This window comes from Pseudescherichia vulneris, assembly GCF_902164725.1.
GTDB classification, from domain to species: domain Bacteria; phylum Pseudomonadota; class Gammaproteobacteria; order Enterobacterales; family Enterobacteriaceae; genus Pseudescherichia; species Pseudescherichia vulneris.
This window is the reverse complement of the sequence record NZ_LR607338.1, coordinates 2924573-2942700: the sequence shown is the minus strand read 5'-3', so window position 1 is coordinate 2942700 and position 18128 is coordinate 2924573. Positions and strand designations below refer to the sequence as shown.

The 18128-nt window shown below is 60.0% G+C and carries 14 protein-coding genes; 9 read left to right on the top strand and 5 right to left on the bottom strand.

The genetic code is table 11. The annotated features are described in order from the left end of the window. Positions 1–52: 52 nt before the first annotated feature. A complete protein-coding gene (gene araC, locus FN633_RS12335; protein ID WP_154057901.1) occupies positions 53–898 on the bottom strand; it encodes an arabinose operon transcriptional regulator AraC in 846 nt (281 codons plus the stop codon). A gap of 337 nt (positions 899–1235) precedes the next feature. On the opposite strand from araC, the gene araB reads away from it, so the two are divergent. The 6 genes from araB to rluA all read left to right on the top strand — a co-directional run bounded on the left by araB (position 1236) and on the right by rluA (position 11354). Beyond that, positions 1236–2930, top strand: coding sequence for a ribulokinase (gene araB / locus FN633_RS12330; RefSeq protein WP_154057900.1), 1695 nt, complete (start codon positions 1236–1238; stop codon positions 2928–2930). 10 nt (positions 2931–2940) lie between these two features. Beyond that, positions 2941–4443, top strand: a complete 1503-nt coding sequence (gene araA, locus FN633_RS12325) for an L-arabinose isomerase (RefSeq protein WP_042390405.1) — start codon at positions 2941–2943, stop codon at positions 4441–4443. A gap of 51 nt (positions 4444–4494) precedes the next feature. After that, positions 4495–5190: an L-ribulose-5-phosphate 4-epimerase gene (gene araD, locus FN633_RS12320; RefSeq protein ID WP_154057899.1), complete on the top strand. Its 696-nt coding sequence runs from the start codon at positions 4495–4497 to the stop codon at positions 5188–5190. A gap of 75 nt (positions 5191–5265) precedes the next feature. Continuing rightward, positions 5266–7623, top strand: a complete 2358-nt coding sequence (gene polB, locus FN633_RS12315; RefSeq protein WP_154057898.1) for a DNA polymerase II — start codon at positions 5266–5268, stop codon at positions 7621–7623. A gap of 152 nt (positions 7624–7775) precedes the next feature. Then, a complete protein-coding gene (rapA, locus tag FN633_RS12310; protein ID WP_154057897.1) occupies positions 7776–10682 on the top strand; it encodes an RNA polymerase-associated protein RapA in 2907 nt (968 codons plus the stop codon). A gap of 12 nt (positions 10683–10694) precedes the next feature. Further along, positions 10695–11354 (top strand): bifunctional tRNA pseudouridine(32) synthase/23S rRNA pseudouridine(746) synthase RluA, encoded by a 660-nt coding sequence (gene rluA, locus FN633_RS12305; RefSeq protein ID WP_042390398.1) that lies wholly within the window; start codon positions 10695–10697, stop codon positions 11352–11354. Between the two features lie 24 nt (positions 11355–11378). Here the strand turns inward: rluA and FN633_RS12300 are convergent, their stop codons facing one another. From FN633_RS12300 to trmB, 3 genes are read right to left on the bottom strand one after another with little or no spacing between them, the layout of a single operon-like run. After that, complete coding sequence (locus tag FN633_RS12300; protein WP_154057896.1) at positions 11379–12098, bottom strand: YggN family protein; 720 nt, start codon at positions 12096–12098, stop codon at positions 11379–11381. A gap of 58 nt (positions 12099–12156) precedes the next feature. Next, a complete protein-coding gene (locus FN633_RS12295; RefSeq protein WP_042390393.1) occupies positions 12157–12483 on the bottom strand; it encodes a YggL family protein in 327 nt (108 codons plus the stop codon). Next, the gene (trmB, locus tag FN633_RS12290) at positions 12483–13202 is read right to left on the bottom strand and encodes a tRNA (guanosine(46)-N7)-methyltransferase TrmB (RefSeq protein WP_042390391.1); all 720 of its coding nucleotides are present in this window, start codon (positions 13200–13202) and stop codon (positions 12483–12485) included. The genes FN633_RS12295 and trmB overlap by 1 nt, the downstream gene beginning before the upstream one ends. Before the next feature lie 155 nt (positions 13203–13357). On the opposite strand from trmB, the gene mutY reads away from it, so the two are divergent. Genes mutY through mltC form a run of 3 tightly spaced genes read left to right on the top strand, consistent with a single transcriptional unit; the run spans position 13358 to position 15853 of the window. Further along, on the top strand, positions 13358–14410 hold the full coding sequence (gene mutY / locus FN633_RS12285; protein ID WP_154058930.1) for an A/G-specific adenine glycosylase: 1053 nt from the start codon (positions 13358–13360) through the stop codon (positions 14408–14410). A 25-nt stretch (positions 14411–14435) separates the two neighbouring features. Beyond that, positions 14436–14705, top strand: coding sequence for an oxidative damage protection protein (locus FN633_RS12280; protein ID WP_042390388.1), 270 nt, complete (start codon positions 14436–14438; stop codon positions 14703–14705). A 59-nt stretch (positions 14706–14764) separates the two neighbouring features. Further along, complete coding sequence (gene mltC / locus FN633_RS12275; protein WP_154057895.1) at positions 14765–15853, top strand: membrane-bound lytic murein transglycosylase MltC; 1089 nt, start codon at positions 14765–14767, stop codon at positions 15851–15853. 40 nt (positions 15854–15893) lie between these two features. Here the strand turns inward: mltC and FN633_RS12270 are convergent, their stop codons facing one another. Beyond that, the gene (locus FN633_RS12270; protein ID WP_154057894.1) at positions 15894–18035 is read right to left on the bottom strand and encodes an ornithine decarboxylase; all 2142 of its coding nucleotides are present in this window, start codon (positions 18033–18035) and stop codon (positions 15894–15896) included. Positions 18036–18128: the final 93 nt, after the last annotated feature.

Here is an 18128-nt window from a genome sequence, read left to right as displayed (position 1 = left end):
ATTAGTTTACTGGTTGTATCAGACCTCGGCGGCGGCATTTCGTTTCTTTACGTTATTCACACCCGGCGCGAAACTCGCTGGGGCTGGCCCCGGTGCACTTTTTAAACACCCTGGAGAAGTAGAGCTGATCCTCAAAGCCGACGTTGCGCCCGACGCTGGCGATGGGCATCCGCGTGGTACTGAGCAGCAGCTTGGCCTGGCTGATGCGCTGATCCTCGCGCCAGCTGAGCACGCTGACGCCTAACTGCTGACGGAAGAGGTGCGATAGCCGCGACGGTGACAGGCAGACGTGCTGCGCCACGCCGGCGATGTCGAAGTGGTTATCCGCCAGGTGATCGCTGATGTACTGGCAGGCGTCGCGCACCCGGTTATCCAGCGGTGGATGCAGCGATTCGTTGATCGCATCCATACGTCGGAGCAGCACCTGCTCCAGCAGGTTGATCGCCAGCAGCTCGCTGTAGCGCCCGCCGCGCTGCCCTGCGCTGATGATCTGGGCAAACAGCTCGCTAAAGCTGGACTGATGCACGTCGTCAGGACGGAAATAGCCGGTTTGCGCAAAAAGCGTCGGCCAGGTTAGCCACTCATGCCAGTAGGCGCGCGGACGGAAGTAGACCCACTGGTGATACCACTCCCGCGCCTCAGGGTGACGGCCATAGTGGTGCACCTCGCCAGGCGGGAAAAGCAGGATATCGCCGGGGCGGCAGACAAACTGCCGACCATTGTTGTTGATAATCCCCTCCCCCCGCACCGTCAGGTTAAGAATGTAGCCCTTCATCCCCAGCGGGCGATCGACAAAGAAATCGAGATAGCCGTCAGCCTCAATGGGGGTCAGCCCGGCCACGAGATGGGCATTGAACGAGTAGCCAGGCAGCAGAGGATCGGTTTGTAATTCAGCCATAAACAGCGCGCTCCAGGTAGTGGTCAAGGAAACCATTTGTCCATATTGGGTTTTATTTCGCCACGCGGCGGCTCTCTTGAGCTGGATACAAAAACCGCAGCGTGACAACCCCGCCAGATAAAAGCACTTTCCCCGTTTTGACTAATCTACACCGATAAAAAGGGGTAACAAAAGTGTCTATAAACCCGGCAGAAATGTCCACATTGAATATTTGCAGTGAGTCACACTTTCTGCTGCCACAGCATTTTTATCCATAAGATTAGCGGATCCTGCCTGACGCTTTTTGGCCCCTGTCTCTAATGTTTCTCCATACGGTTATTTTGGATGGAGTAAGACGATGGCAATTGCAATTGGCCTCGATTTTGGCAGCGACTCAGTACGTGCCCTGGCAGTAGACTGCGAGCACGGGACAGAGATCGCTACTAGCGTGGAGTGGTATCCGCGCTGGCAGGAGGGGCGTTATTGCGACGCTCCGCGGAATCAGTTTCGCCATCACCCACGCGACTATATCGAGTCGATGGAAGCGGCAATCAAAAGCGTGCTGGCCCAGCTGAGCCCTGACCAGCGCGAGCAGGTAAGCGGTATCGGCGTGGACAGCACCGGCTCGACGCCGGCCCCCATTGACGCCGAGGGGCGTGTGCTGGCGCTGCGTCCGGAGTTTGCCGACAACCCCAACGCCATGTTCGTGCTCTGGAAAGATCACACGGCGGTAGAGGAAGCCGAGGCCATTACCCGCCTCTGTCACCAGCCGGGCAAAACTGACTACTCACGCTATATCGGCGGGATCTACTCCAGCGAATGGTTCTGGGCCAAGATCCTGCACGTCACCCGCCAGGATGCCGCCGTCGCCCAGGCCGCCACCTCGTGGATCGAGCTGTGCGACTGGGTTCCTGCCCTGCTCTCCAACACCGTCCGCCCGCAGGATATCCGCCGCGGACGCTGCAGCGCCGGACACAAATCCCTCTGGCACGAAAGCTGGGGTGGGCTGCCTCCAGCCAGCTTCTTTGACGAGCTGGATCCCATCATCAACAAGCATTTGAGCTGGCCGATGTTTACCGAAACCTGGACCGCCGATCTGCCGGTGGGCAACCTGAGCCCGGAGTGGGCCCAGCGTCTGGGCCTGTCTGAAAAAGTGGTGATTGCCGGGGGCGCATTCGACTGCCATATGGGCGCAGTGGGCGCAGGGGCGCAGCCGAACACGCTGGTGAAAGTGATCGGTACCTCAACCTGCGACATTCTGATTGCCGATAAGCCGAGCGTCGGCGATCGCGCGGTGAAAGGCATCTGCGGCCAGGTTGACGGCAGCGTGGTCCCGGACTTTATCGGCCTTGAGGCCGGGCAGTCGGCCTTCGGCGATATCTACGCCTGGTTTGGCCGCATCCTTGGCTGGCCGCTTGAGCAGCTTGCGCTCCAGCATCCAGAGCTGAAAACCCAGATCCGGGCGAGCCAGAAACAGTTGCTGCCCGCCCTGACCCAGGCCTGGGCGGATAATCCTTCTCTCGATCACCTCCCGGTGATCCTCGACTGGTTTAACGGTCGCCGCACCCCTAACGCTAACCAGCGTCTGAAGGGGGTGATTACCGACCTTAACCTTGCTACCGATGCGCCGCTGCTGTTTGGCGGGCTGATTGCCGCTACCGCCTTCGGCGCGCGCGCCATCATGGAGTGCTTTACCGAACAGGGGATCGCGGTCAACAACGTGATGGCCCTTGGCGGTATCGCCCGTAAAAACCGAGTGATCATGCAGGCCTGCTGCGACGTGCTCAACCGTCCGCTGCAGATCGTCGCCTCCGATCAGTGCTGCGCGCTGGGCGCGGCCATCTTCGCCGCCGTCGCCGCCGGGGATCATCCGGATATCCCGACCGCGCAGCGCCACATGGCCAGCGCCGTCGAAAACACGCTCCAGCCTGCTCCCGCTCAGGCGCAACGCTTTGAACAGCTCTATCGCCGCTACCAGCACTGGGCGGTCAGCGCCGAGCAACACTATCTCCCTTCAGCCGCGCCAGCGTCGCAGGCCGCTCTGACTCATTAAGGACACGATAATGACTATTTTTGATAACTACGAAGTATGGTTTGTGATTGGCAGCCAGCATCTTTATGGCCCGGAGACCCTGCGCCAGGTTACGCAGCACGCTGAACAGGTTGTGAACGCGCTGAACGGCGAAGCCAAACTGCCCTGCAAGCTGGTACTGAAGCCGCTCGGCACCTCGCCGGATGAGATCACCGCTATCTGCCGCGACGCCAACTACGACGACAAGTGTGCGGGCCTCGTCGTGTGGCTGCACACCTTCTCCCCGGCAAAAATGTGGATCAACGGCTTGACCATCCTGAACAAGCCGCTGTTGCAGTTCCATACCCAGTTCAACGCCTCCCTGCCGTGGGACAGCATCGACATGGACTTTATGAACCTGAACCAGACCGCGCACGGCGGCCGCGAATTCGGCTTCATTGGCGCGCGGATGCGTCAGCAGCACAGCGTGGTGACCGGCCACTGGCAGGATCGTAAAGCCCAGCAGCGCATCGGGGCGTGGATGCGCCACGCGGTCTCGAAACAGGATACCCGCCATCTGAAAGTGTGCCGTTTCGGCGATAACATGCGTGAAGTTGCCGTTACCGACGGCGATAAAGTCGCAGCACAGATCAAGTTTGGCTTCTCGGTGAATACCTGGGCGGTGGGCGATCTGGTGCAGGTGGTTAATGACATCAGCGAAGGCGATATCAGCGCGCTGGTGGACGAGTATGAGAGCAGCTATCGCCTGACCGCTGCCGCACAGGTTAACGGTGATAAACGCCAGAACGTGATTGACGCGGCCCGCATCGAGCTGGGCATGAAGCGCTTTCTTGAGCAAGGCGGCTTCCACGCCTTCACCACCACCTTTGAAGATCTGCATGGCCTGAAACAGCTTCCGGGCCTCGCCGTGCAGCGCCTGATGCAGCAGGGCTACGGCTTTGCGGGCGAAGGCGACTGGAAAACCGCCGCCCTGCTTCGCATCATGAAGGTGATGTCAACCGGTCTACAGGGCGGCACCTCTTTTATGGAGGATTACACCTACCACTTTGAGGACGGCAACGATCTGGTGCTCGGCTCCCATATGCTGGAAGTGTGTCCGACCATCGCCCTGGATGAGAAACCGATCCTCGACGTGCAGTACCTCGGCATCGGCGGTAAAGCCGATCCGGCCCGTCTGATCTTCTCTACCAAAACTGGCCCGGCGATCAACGCCAGCCTGATCGATCTCGGGGATCGTTTCCGCCTGCTGGTGAACTGTGTTGATTCTGTCGAGACCCCGCACCAGCTGCCGAAGCTGCCGGTCGCCAACGCGCTGTGGAAAGCCCAGCCGGATCTGCCTACCGCGACCGAGGCGTGGATCGTTGCCGGGGGCGCGCACCACACCGTCTTCAGCCACGCGCTGGATCTCAGTGATATGCGCCAGTTCGCCGAGCTGCACGACATTGAGCTGGCGGTGATCGACAACGACACCCGTCTGCCAGCGTTTAAAGATGCGCTGCGCTGGAACGAAGTCTATTACGGATCAAAACGTTAAGTCCGTAACGCCCGGTGGCGCTGCGCTTACCGGGCCTACGTGGAGATAACTATGCTTGAAGATCTCAAACGCCAGGTGCTGGAAGCCAACCTGGCGCTACCGAAACATAATCTGGTCACCCTCACCTGGGGCAACGTCAGCGCCGTCGATCGCGAGCGCGGCGTGTTTGTCATCAAGCCCTCCGGCGTCGACTATGGCGTAATGACGGCAGAGGATATGGTGGTGGTGAGCATCGACACCGGCGAGGTGGTTGAGGGGACGAAAAAACCCTCCTCCGACACCCCGACCCACCGTCTGCTCTATCAGGCTTTCCCCACCATCGGCGGAATTGTGCATACCCACTCGCGCCACGCTACCATCTGGGCGCAGGCGGGACAGTCTATTCCGGCAACCGGCACCACCCATGCCGACTACTTCTACGGCCCCATCCCCTGCACCCGCAAGATGACCAATGCCGAGATCAACGGCGAGTATGAGTGGGAGACCGGTCAGGTGATCGTCGAAACCTTTAATACCCAGGGGATCGACGCCGCCCAGATGCCCGGCGTGCTGGTGCACTCCCACGGTCCCTTTGCCTGGGGCAAAAATGCTGACGATGCGGTGCATAACGCCATCGTGCTGGAAGAGGTCGCCTACATGGGCATCTTCTGCCGCCAGCTCACTCCGGATCTGCCAGCCATGCAGCAGACGCTGCTGGATAAGCACTACCTACGCAAGCACGGGGCGAAGGCCTATTACGGACAGTAGAACTGTATAAAAACACAGCTAAAACAGGGAAACCAGGCTATAATAACGCCTGGTTTTATTTTATGAGAAAACAGCGTGGCGCAGGCGCAAGAAGGCTTTTTACTGACCCGGCACTGGCGGGATACCCCTCAAGGCACTGAGATCGCGTTCTGGCTGGCAACCGACAACGGTCCGCTGCGGGTAGTGCTGCCCGTGCAGGAGTCGGTGGCGTTTATCCCCTCGGCGCAGGTGCCCCAGGCGCAGCGGATCCTCGCGGGTGAAAGCCACTACCGCCTGACGCCGCTTGAGTTGAAAGACTTCAGCCGCCAGCCGGTGCACGGCCTCTACTGTCGCGCCCATCGTCAGCTGATGCGCTATGAGAAGCTGCTCCGCGAGGGCGGCGTAACGCTTTATGAAGCCGACATCCGCCCGCCTGAACGTTTCCTGATGGAACGCTTTATCACCGCCCCGGTGTGGGCCAGCGGCGAGGCGCGTGACGGCGAGCTGGTGAACACGCGCCTGAAGCCCAGCCCGCACTATCGTCCACCGTTGAAGTGGGTGTCGCTGGATATCGAAACGACCCGCCACGGCGAGCTGTACTGCATCGGCCTGGAAGGGTGCGGCCAGCGCACGGTCTATATGCTCGGGCCGGAAAACGGCGACGCCTCCGGCCTCGACTTCCATCTGGAGTACGTTGCCAGCCGTCGGCAGCTGCTGGAGAAGCTCAACGCCTGGTTTGCCGCCCACGATCCGGACGTGCTGATCGGCTGGAACGTGGTGCAGTTCGATCTGCGGATGCTGCAAAAGCACGCCGAGCGCTACGGCGTCCCGCTGCGGCTGGGGCGCGGCAACAGCGAGCTGGAGTGGCGCGAGCACGGCTTTAAGAACGGCGTCTTTTTTGCGCAGATGGCGGGCCGGCTGATTATCGATGGCATCGACGCCCTGAAGTCCGCCTTCTGGAACTTCCCCTCATTCTCGCTTGAGGCGGTGGCCCGGGAGCTGCTCGGGGAAGGCAAGTCGATCGATAACCCCTGGGACAGAATGGACGAGATCGAGCGGCGCTTTAACGAAGATAAGCCTGCTCTCGCCACCTACAACCTTAAGGACTGCGAGCTGGTGACGCGCATCTTCCATAAGACCGCCATCATGCCCTTCCTGCTGGAGCGCGCCTCGGTTAACGGCCTGCCCGCCGATCGCCACGGCGGGTCGGTAGCGGCCTTCAGCCATCTCTATTTTCCCCGCATGCATCGGGCGGGCTACGTGGCCCCGAATCTCGGTGACGTGCCGCCGCAGGCCAGCCCCGGCGGCTACGTGATGGATTCCACCCCTGGCCTGTATGACTCAGTGCTGGTGCTGGACTATAAAAGCCTCTACCCGTCGATCATCCGCACCTTTCTCATCGATCCGGTGGGGCTGATAGAGGGCATGGCGCAGCCGGACGAAGCCCACAGCAGCGAAGGCTTTCTCGGGGCGTGGTTCTCCCGCGAGAAACACTGCCTGCCGGAGATCGTCGGCCAGATCTGGCACGGCCGCGACGAGGCCAAACGCCAGGGTAACAAGCCCCTCTCCCAGGCGCTGAAGATCATTATGAACGCCTTCTACGGCGTATTGGGCACCAGCGCCTGCCGCTTTTTCGATCCCCGGCTGGCGTCGTCGATCACCATGCGCGGACATGAGATCATGCGTCAGACTAAAACGCTGATTGAGTCCCAGGGCTACGAGGTGATCTACGGCGACACGGACTCTACCTTCGTCTGGCTGAAGCATGCCCATAGCGAAGAGGCCGCCGCCCGCATCGGCCAGGCGCTGGTGGTGCTGGTCAACGACTGGTGGCGGGAGCATCTCGCTGGCAAGGGGTTAACCAGCACGCTGGAGCTGGAGTTTGAAACCCACTTCAGCCGCTTCCTGATGCCAACCATCCGCGGGGCGGATACCGGCAGCAAGAAGCGCTACGCCGGGCTGATTCAGGAGGGTAACAGCCAGCGCATGGTTTTCAAGGGTCTGGAGACGGTGCGCACCGACTGGACGCCGCTGGCGCAGACGTTCCAGCAGGCGCTCTACCTGCGCATTTTTCGCCGCGAGCCATATCAGGATTACATCCGCGAAACCATTGCCCAACTGATGGCGGGCGAGCTGGATAGCCAGCTGGTGTATCGCAAGCGCCTGCGTCGCCCTCTGGCGGAGTACCAGCGCAACGTGCCGCCCCACGTGCGGGCGGCGAGGCTGGCGGATGAGCAGAACCAGAAGCGCGGCCGGGCGTTGCAGTATCAAAAACGAGGCACAATCAAGTACGTCTGGACCACCCACGGCCCCGAGCCGGTGGACTACCAGCAGTCGCCGCTGGACTACGATCACTACTTAACTCGCCAGCTACAGCCGGTGGCGGAGGGCATCCTACCGTTTATGGGCGATGACTTTGCTACACTGGTCACGGGGCAGATGGGACTCTTTTAGTGCGTTTTGAATGATGACGAACAGGTGACGAACGCGTTGCCATCCAGTACCATAGCGCCCTTTCCAATCCTGGCCCCAATTTTTGACGCGCTGTCGCTCCATGACGGTGGTCTAACTATTGCCTGCAATTTGAGATATAGAGCCGAATAACTATGCCTTTTACACTTGGTCAACGCTGGATCAGCGATACAGAAAGCGAACTCGGACTGGGAACCGTTGTGGCGATGGATGCGCGTACCGTTACGCTGCTCTTCTCCTCAACCGGAGAGAACCGTCTCTACTCCCGCAGTGACTCCCCGGTTACTCGCGTAATGTTTAATCCAGGCGATACGGTGACCAGCCACGAAGGCTGGCAGCTCACCATTGATGACGTAAAAGAGCAAAACGGTCTGCTGACCTACACCGGCACGCGCCTCGATACCGGCGAGACCGACGTGGCGCTGCGTGAAGTGCTGCTCGACAGCAAGCTGGTGTTCAGCAAGCCGCAGGACCGCCTGTTTGCCGGGCAGATCGACCGTATGGATCGCTTCTCCCTGCGCTACCGCGCGCGTAAATACCAGAGCGAGCAGTACCGGATGCCGTGGAGCGGCCTGCGCGGCCAGCGCACCAGCCTGATCCCGCACCAGCTGCACATTGCCCACGACGTAGGCCGTCGCCATGCGCCGCGCGTGCTGCTGGCAGATGAAGTTGGCCTGGGTAAAACCATCGAGGCGGGGATGATCCTGCACCAGCAGCTGCTGGCCGGTGCGGCAGAGCGCGTGCTGGTGGTGGTGCCAGAGACCCTGCAACACCAGTGGTTGGTGGAGATGCTGCGTCGCTTCAACCTGCGCTTCGCGCTGTTTGATGATGAGCGCTACGCGGAAGCGCAGCATGAGGCCGATAACCCGTTTGAGACCGAACAGCTGGTGATCTGCTCCCTAGACTTCGTGCGCCGCAGCAAGCAGCGTCTGGAGCACCTGTGCGACGCCGAGTGGGACATGCTGGTGGTCGATGAAGCGCACCACCTGGTGTGGAGCGAAGAGGCACCGAGCCGCGAGTACATGGCGATTGAACAGCTGGCCGAGCGCGTGCCGGGCGTCCTGCTGCTGACCGCGACGCCGGAGCAGCTGGGTCTGGAGAGCCACTTCGCCCGTCTGCGCCTGCTGGATCCGAACCGCTTCCACGACTTTGAGCAGTTTGTTGAAGAGCAGCAGAACTATCGCCCGGTGGCCGATGCCGTGGCCATGCTGCTGGCAGGCAAGCATCTGAGCGACAGCGAGCTGAACACCCTGAGCGAGCTGATTGGTGAGCAGGACATTGAACCGCTGCTGCAAACCGCTAACAGCGATCGCGACGGCGCAGAGGCTGCGCGCCAGGAGCTGGTCTCCATGCTGATGGATCGCCACGGCACCAGCCGCGTCCTGTTCCGTAACACCCGTAACGGCGTGAAGGGCTTCCCAAAACGCGAGCTGCACACCATCAAGCTGCCGCTGCCGACTCAGTACCAGACCGCTATCAAGGTCTCCGGCATCATGGGGGCACGCAAAAGCGCTGAAGAGCGCGCGCGCGACATGCTCTACCCGGAGCAGATCTATCAGGAGTTCGAGGGCGACACCGGCACGTGGTGGAACTTCGACCCGCGCGTGGAGTGGCTGATGGGCTACCTGACCAGCCACCGCTCACAGAAGGTGCTGGTGATCTGCGCCAAGGCTGCCACCGCCCTCCAGCTGGAGCAGGTGCTGCGCGAGCGGGAAGGCATCCGTGCCGCCGTGTTCCACGAAGGCATGTCCATCGTTGAGCGCGACCGTGCCGCCGCCTGGTTTGGCGAAGAGGACAGCGGCGCGCAGGTGCTGCTCTGCTCTGAGATCGGCTCCGAGGGGCGTAACTTCCAGTTCGCCAGCCATCTGGTGATGTTCGATCTGCCGTTTAACCCGGATCTGCTGGAGCAGCGTATTGGTCGTCTGGACCGTATCGGCCAAGCGCACGATATCCAGATCCACGTTCCCTATCTGGAAAAGACCGCCCAGTCGGTGCTGGTGCGCTGGTTCCATGAAGGCCTCGACGCCTTTGAGCACACCTGCCCTACCGGCCGCACCATCTACGACCAGGTGCACGGCGATCTGATTGGCTACCTCGCCGCGCCGGAAGAGACCGAAGGCTTCGACGAGCTGATCAAAACCTGCCGCGAGCGGCACGAGGCGCTGAAGGCTCAGCTGGAGCAGGGCCGCGATCGCCTGCTGGAGATCCACTCCAACGGCGGTGAAAAAGCGCAGGCGCTGGCGGAGAGCATTGAAGAGCAGGATGATGATACCGGGCTGATTAGCTTTGCCATGAACCTGTTTGATATCGTGGGCGTCAACCAGGACGATCGCGGTGAGAACATGATCGTCCTGACCCCCTCCGATCACATGCTGGTTCCGGACTTCCCGGGCCTGCCGGAAGATGGCTGCACCATCACCTTTGAGCGTGACGTGGCCCTGTCCCGGGAAGATGCCCAGTTTGTAACCTGGGAGCATCCGCTGATCCGCAACGGTCTGGATCTGATCCTCTCCGGCGATACCGGCAGCAGCACCATCTCACTGCTGAAAAACAAGGCGCTGCCGGTGGGCACCCTGCTGCTTGAGCTGATCTACGTCGTTGAGGCGCAGGCACCGAAGCAGCTTCAGCTTAACCGCTTCCTGCCTGCTACGCCGGTGCGTATGCTGCTGGATAAAAACGGCAATAACCTTGCCGCCCAGGTGGAGTTTGAAACCTTCAACCGCCAGCTGAGCGCGGTTAACCGCCACACCGGCAGCAAACTGGTGAACGCGGTGCAGCAGGACGTACATGCGATCCTGCAGCTGGGTGAAGCACAGATCGAGAGCGCGGCGAAGGCGCTGATCGCGGCGGCACGTCAGGAGGCGGATGAGCGTCTCTCGGCAGAGCTGTCGCGTCTGGAAGCGCTGAAGGCGGTGAACCCGAACATCCGTGATGATGAGCTGGCCGCCATTGAGAGCAACCGTCAGCAGGTGCTCGATAGCCTTGCTCAGGCGGGATGGCGTCTCGATGCCCTGCGTCTTATTGTCGTTACGCACCAGTAACAGGAACCCGTTATGTTGATGGAGCCCTACAATCCGCCGCAGTCGCCCTGGCTGGTCGTGTTATACCAGGACGAGCACATTATGGTGGTTAACAAGCCGAGCGGCCTGCTCTCTGTGCCAGGAAGGCTGGACGAGCACAAAGACAGCGTGATGACGCGCATTCAGCGCGACTATCCGCTGGCGGAGTCGGTGCATCGTCTGGATATGGCCACCAGCGGCGTGATCGTAGTGGCTCTGACCAAGGCCGCGGAGCGGGAGCTAAAGCGCCAGTTCCGCGAGCGCGAGCCGAAGAAGCAGTATGTGGCCCGCGTATGGGGACATCCTGAGAAGGCAGAGGGTCTGATCGATCTGCCCCTGATCTGCGACTGGCCGAACCGCCCGAAGCAGATGGTGTGTCATGAGACCGGTAAGGCGGCGCAGACCGAGTATTCGGTGCTGGAGTACGCGGCGGATAACACCGCCCGCGTGCAGCTGAAGCCCATTACCGGGCGCTCGCACCAGCTGCGCGTGCATATGCTGGCGTTGGGCCACCCGATCCTTGGCGACCGCTTCTACGCCACGCCTGAGGCGCTGGCCATGGCACCCCGCCTGCAGTTGCACGCCGAGATGTTGACCATTACGCACCCAGCGTACGGCACCAGCATGACCTTTAAAGCGCCCGCTGATTTCTAGCAGGCGCGAGCCGGAGGGCGGGCGTTACTTCAGCCCGCTCACCAGCGTCTTGCGGCTCTCTTCCAGAGAGATAACGCGGCTACACACCGCCTTGCCGAACTGCTCAAAGTCCGCTTCCTGATTCTTCCACTCGCTTTGAATCGCAGTTTGCAGGCCGCCGAGGCTGCCCATTACGCTCTGTAACGGATTACCGCCGCCTTTCAGCACCGCCTGAGCACCCATCTCGTTGATGCTGTCCTGCAGGATACCGCCCATCGCCTGGTTCACCAGCTGCTGACCGTTGGCACGTACCTCATCAATTGCTTTATAGTGAAAAGCGAGGCCGTCGCTGCGATGCTCCAGAATGCGGTTCATCTGCTCTTTCAGCTGCGCATCGAGCTTGGTTAAGCGCCCGCGCATATTGCTGCTTTGGCCCACTTCCTTAGCGATGATCTTATCCAGCGCCACGCGGCCTTTCTCAACGCGGCTTCGCGCGCCCTCGTCGATCCACGGCAGCGCGTTGCGCAGATCGGCCTGGTAATCTTTTGCCTGCTCGCGCTGGGCCGCGCTGAGGCTGTACTGCTTACCGTTGAACATGACGTTGCCGTCTGGCGTCATCACCAGATTGCCGTTCTCCCCCACTACCTGCACGGTCTGTGGGTTGAGGATCACGTCGTCACGCGGGTTCACGCTACATTTGTATTCTGCCTGGGCAGTAAAGGCGGTTGCCGCCAGGGCCGCAGCCAGCAGCGCTTTGCGCATCATAAAAACTCCTGTCCTGTAGAGACAAAACGGGCCGGCAATCGCCAGCCCCGATAGTGACTTAGTCCCACCAGACGTCAAAAAGTTCGCTGATGCGCACATCTTCAAAGCCGCGGCCTTCCAGCCAGCTACGCACGGTAGCCTGATGCTCTTCAGTGCACTTGCCAATCTCCTGCTTGCAGATCAGCCCTTCCCAGACCAGGTAGCCGCTGCCGTCAAAGGCCAGCTTGTTTGGCTCAATCACCTCGTTAATGAAGGCATCAACCGTCTGGTCGATCTGCTCCTCAGAGGTGCCCTCCGGGAAGCGCCAGGCAACGGAAAAGCCCAGCTCCTGGAATTCATCGATATGTAACTTCTTACGCAGACGACGGCTACGGTTCGTTGCCATTATTTTACCCTCTCGAACATTAAGTCCCATACGCCGTGGCCAAGACGATGACCACGCTGTTCAAATTTGGTTACCGGGCGCGTCTCCGGGCGCGGTACATAGTCGCCGCTCTCAGAGCGGTTTTGATATCCGTCGATAGCGGACATCACTTCCAGCATGTGCTCGGCATAGGCTTCCCAGTCGGTGGCCATATGGAAAACGCCGCCCAGCTTCAGCTTGCCCTTCACCAGTTCGGCAAACGGCGTCTGCACGATACGGCGTTTATTATGGCGCGCTTTATGCCACGGGTCAGGGAAAAAGAGCTGCACCATGTTCAGTGAGTTGTCCGGGATCATCTTATGCAGCACTTCTACCGCGTCGTGACACATCACACGCAGATTCTCCACGCCCTCTTCATGGGCAGTGGCGAGGCACGCCCCCACGCCTGGCGAGTGGACCTCAATGCCAAGGAAATTCTGCTCCGGCCTGGCTTTCGCCATCGCCACCAGCGAAGCGCCCATACCAAAACCAATCTCCAGGGTCACTGGCGCATCGCGGCCAAACAGCGCGGTGAAATCCAGCGGCTGCTCGCTAAACTCAACGCCCATCACCGGCCAAAAGTTATCCAGCGCGTGCTGCTGCCCCTTGGTCAGACGGCCCTGGCGGCGGACGAAGCTGCGAATACGGCGCAGCGGGCGACCGTTTTCATCAAATTCGGGTGAAATGACGTCGTTGTTCATAGGTGTTTAGTCTGCTTGTGAGAGTGTTCGGGAAACGGGCATTATCCAAAGTTAATAGCCGGATGCAAGCACCGGAAAGTTCCGGTTTACAGCCCAGTGCCGCTGTGCTGCAATCTGGCCCCTTAATCATGCAATTCGGAACTCCTGCTTTGACCATGCACGCGTCTCAGTTTTCAGCCCAGGTGCTGGAGTGGTACGACAAATACGGGCGCAAAACCCTGCCCTGGCAAATTGAAAAAACGCCCTACAAAGTATGGCTCTCTGAGGTGATGTTGCAACAAACGCAGGTGGCGACGGTTATCCCGTATTTCGAGCGCTTTATGGCGCGTTTCCCGACGGTGACCGATCTGGCCCGTGCGCCCATCGACGAGGTGCTGCATCTGTGGACCGGACTGGGCTACTACGCCCGGGCGCGCAACCTGCACAAGGCCGCGCAGCAGGTGACCGATCAGCACGGCGGCGTGTTCCCGGATACCTTTGAAGAGGTTGCCGCCCTGCCTGGCGTCGGACGTTCGACGGCGGGGGCGGTGCTCTCCCTTGCGCTCGGCAAACACTTTCCTATTCTTGATGGTAACGTGAAGCGCGTGCTGGCTCGCTGCTATGCCGTTGACGGCTGGCCGGGCCGCAAAGAGGTGGAGAAGCGCCTGTGGGCGATCGCTGAACAGGTCACGCCTGCGCAAGGCGTAGCGCAGTTTAACCAGGCGATGATGGATCTTGGCGCGACGGTCTGCACCCGCTCGAAGCCAAAGTGTACGCTCTGCCCGCTGAACACCGGCTGTATCGCCTATGCTAACGAGAGCTGGGCGCAGTATCCGGGCAAAAAGCCCAAGCAGACGCTGCCGGAGCGCACCGGTTTTCTGCTGCTGATGCAGCGCGGCGAGACGGTCTATCTTGCCCGCCGACCGCCTACTGGCCTGTGGGGCGGCCTCTACTGCTTCCCGCAGTTCAGCGACGAAGCAGCCCTGCGCGACTGGCTGGCGCAACGGCAGATTCAGGCCGATACTCTTACCGAGCTCAACGGATTTCGCCATACATTCAGCCATTTCCATCTGGATATTGTGCCAATGTGGCTTCCCGTGTCCTCCTTCACGTCATGCATGGATGAGGGAACAGGTCTCTGGTATAACTTAGCCCAGCCGCCGTCGGTGGGCCTGGCCGCGCCGGTGGAGCGCCTGTTACAACAATTACGCGCGGGCGCACCCGTTTAGCGCCGCGACATCACGAGGAACGATCATGAGCAGAACCATTTTTTGTACCTTCCTGGGCCGCGAAGCGGAAGGCCAGGACTTCCAGCTCTATCCGGGCGATCTGGGCAAGCGGATCTACAATGAGATCTCCAAAGAAGCCTGGTCCCAGTGGCAGCAGAAGCAGACCATGCTCATCAATGAGAAGAAGCTCAACATGATGAACGTGGAGCACCGCAAGCTGCTGGAAGAGGAGATGGTGAACTTCCTGTTCGAAGGGAAAGACGTGCACATCGAAGGCTATAAGCCACAAGATTAAGGGCCTCGGCCCTTTTTTTGGAAAGAATAACGACTTAACACAACATACATCCAGGAATGATGAAAAAATATTTAGCGCTAGCCCTTATTGCGCCGTTGCTCATCTCGTGTTCCAGTTCCAATAAAAAGGGCGATAGCTATAACGAGGCCTGGGTAAAGGACACCAACGGTTTTGATATCCTGATGGGTCAGTTTGCCCATAACATCGAAAACATCTGGGGTTTTAACGAAGTCCTGATTGCCGGACCCAAGGACTACGTAAAGTATACCGACCAGTATCAGACCCGTAGCCACATCAACTTTGATGCCGGGACGATCACCATCGAGACCATTGCCGGTACCGAGCCAGCGGCGCATCTGCGCAAGGCGATCATCAAAACCCTGCTGATGGGCGACGATCCCGGCTCTATCGATCTCTACTCCGACGTTGATGATATCCAGATCTCTAAACAACCGTTCCTCTATGGTCAGGTGGTGGATAACAACGGCGAGGCGATCCGCTGGCAGTGGCGCGCCGAGAAATATGCCGACTATCTGCTGCAAAACCAGATGAAGAGCCGCGCCAACGGCCTGAAGATTATCTACAGCGTGACCATTAACCTGGTAGCGAACCACCTCGATAAGCGTGCGCATAAGTACGTGGGCATGGTGCGCCAGTCGGCACGCAAGTATGGCGTGGATGAGTCGCTGATCCTGGCGATTATGCAGACCGAATCTTCGTTTAACCCGTATGCGGTCAGCCGCTCTGACGCGCTGGGCCTGATGCAGGTGGTGCAGCACAGCGCCGGAAAAGATGTCTTCCGGGCGCAGGGGCGTTCTGGCATGCCGGACCGTGGCTTCCTGTTCGATCCCGCCAGCAATATCGATACCGGTACCGCCTATCTGGCGATGCTGAACAATATCTATCTCGCCGGTATCAGCAACCCAACTTCACGCCGCTACGCGGTGATCACCGCCTATAACGGCGGCGCGGGCAGCGTGCTGCGGGTCTTCTCTAACGATAAGGTGCAGGCGGCGAACATCATCAATACAATGTCGCCGGGCGACGTCTACGAGACGCTCACCACCCGTCACCCATCGGCAGAGTCGCGCCGCTACCTCTATAAGGTGAATACGGCGCAGAAAGGGTATCGCGGGGGGAGAATTTAAGCCGCGATGAAAACGCCGGGTGGCGCTACGCTTACCCGGCCTATGCCTGCTGCACGACGTACCCATATAAACGCTTGATGCCGTCGGGGTCGGTTTCGCTATAGACCCCCTGCAGCTCCGGCGAGAAGCCCGGCAGCAGGTTGACCCCCTCCTCCAGCGCCAGGAAGTAGCGCTGCACCGCCCCACCCCAGATCTCACCCGGCACCACGCAGAGCACGCCCGGCGGATACGGCAGCGCGCCCTCGGCGGCGATCCGTCCCTCCGCCTCGCTGATGCGCACCAGCTCTACGTTGCCGCGAATAAACTCGCTGTTGGCATCCTGCGGGTTCATCGCCACCGCCGGCAGACTCTGCTGGCGGAACATCGCCTTCTGCAGATCCTTCACGCCAAAGCTGACGTAGAGATCGTGCATCTCCTGGCACAGCTCGCGCAGGGTATAGTCGCGATAGCGCACCGGATACTTATTGAAGATGGTCGGCAGCACGTCCGCCAGCGGCGTATCGTCCTCAATATGCTGCTCAAACTGCCCTAACATCGCGACCAGCTGGTTGAGTTTCTCCTCGCTCTCGGCGGGTGTCAGCAGGAAGAGGATTGAGTTGAGATCGCACTTCTCCGGCACGATGCCATTCTCACGCAGATAGTGAGCCAGAATCGTGGCCGGGATACCAAACTCGCTGTACTCGCCAGTTTCCGCGTCGATGCCCGGCGTAGTCAGCAGCAGCTTGCAGGGATCGACAAAGTACTGCTCACGAGCATAGCCCTCAAAGCCGTGCCATGCAGCCCCCGGCTCAAAGCTGAAGAAGCGGCGTTCGCTGGCAATGGCGTGGGTGGGGTGATCCTGCCACGGACGCCCCGCCACCTCCGGCGGCACGAAGGGTTTGATCATCTTGCAGTTAGCAATGATCGCTTTGCGCGCCTCAATGCCTACCGCCACGCACTCGGCCCATAGACGACGACCACTCTCCCCCTCGTGAATTTTGGCGTTAACATCCAGGGCGGCGAACAGTGGATAAAACGGGCTGGTAGAGGCATGGAGCATAAAGGCATTATTCAGCCGCTTGTGTGGGCAGAAACGCGCCTGGCCGCGCAGGTGGTTATCCTTCTTATGGATCTGCGAAGTCTGGGAGAAACCGGCCTGCTGCTTATGCACCGACTGGGTCACAAAGATCCCCGGATCGTTCTCATTAAGATCGAGCAGCAGCGGTGAGCAGTCGGCCATCATCGGGATAAACTGTTCGTAGCCCACCCACGCGGAGTCAAACAGCACGTAGTCGCACAGCGCGCCGATTTTATCGATCACCTGCCGGGCGTTGTAGATGGTGCCGTCATAGGTGCCGAGCTGGATCACCGCCAGGCGGAACGGGCGTGGGGCATCGGCCTTTTCCGGAGCCACGGCGCGGATCTGCTCGCGCAGGTACGCTTCATCAAAGCAGTGGGCGTCGATCCCGCCAATAAAACCGAACGGATTACGGGCGGCCTCTAAGTAGACCGGCGTAGCGCCCGCCTGAATAAGCGCCCCGTGGTGGTTCGACTTATGGTTGTTGCGATCGAACAGCACCAGATCGCCACGCGTGAGCAGTGCGTTAGTCACCACCTTATTTGCCGCCGAGGTGCCGTTGAGCACGAAGTAGGTTTTGTCGGCGTTAAAGACTTTGGCGGCAAATTTCTGCGCGTGCTTGGCGGAGCCCTCGTGGATCAGCAGATCCCCTAGCTTAACGTCGGCGTTGCACATATCGGCGCGAAAGATGTTTTCGCCAAAGAAATCGAAGAACTGGCGGCCCGCCGGATGCTTTTTAAAGAACGCGCCATGCTGATGCCCCGGGCAGGCGAAGGTGCTGTTATCCATCGCCACGTACTGGCTCAGGGTGTCAAAAAACGGCGGTAGCAGGTTCTCTTCATAGCGGCAGGCGGCGGCTTCCAGCTCCAGCATCGCCTGCTCTTTGCTGTTAATCACCGTGGTGACGCCCGCAGGCGTATCGGCCTCTTCATCGGCAAACATAAACACCGGTAGATTGAAGCCCGTACGCTTGAGCAGCGCAAGGATGCCACTCTGGCTATCTGCCCGCGTAATGACGACTGCCGCCACATCGGTAAAGTCCGTGTTGTTCAGCGTCACCACTTCCCGGTGCGTGGAAAGCGTAGAGACCAGCTCGCGGCTGGCGGCAATTTTCATTGTTTTCATAAGCTATGGGTAACCGTTAGCCTCACCGTAGGGTGAGAAGAAGAGAGATCGGAAACGTAGGGGTTGAGGATCGCATAACGATGCGACGGGTCC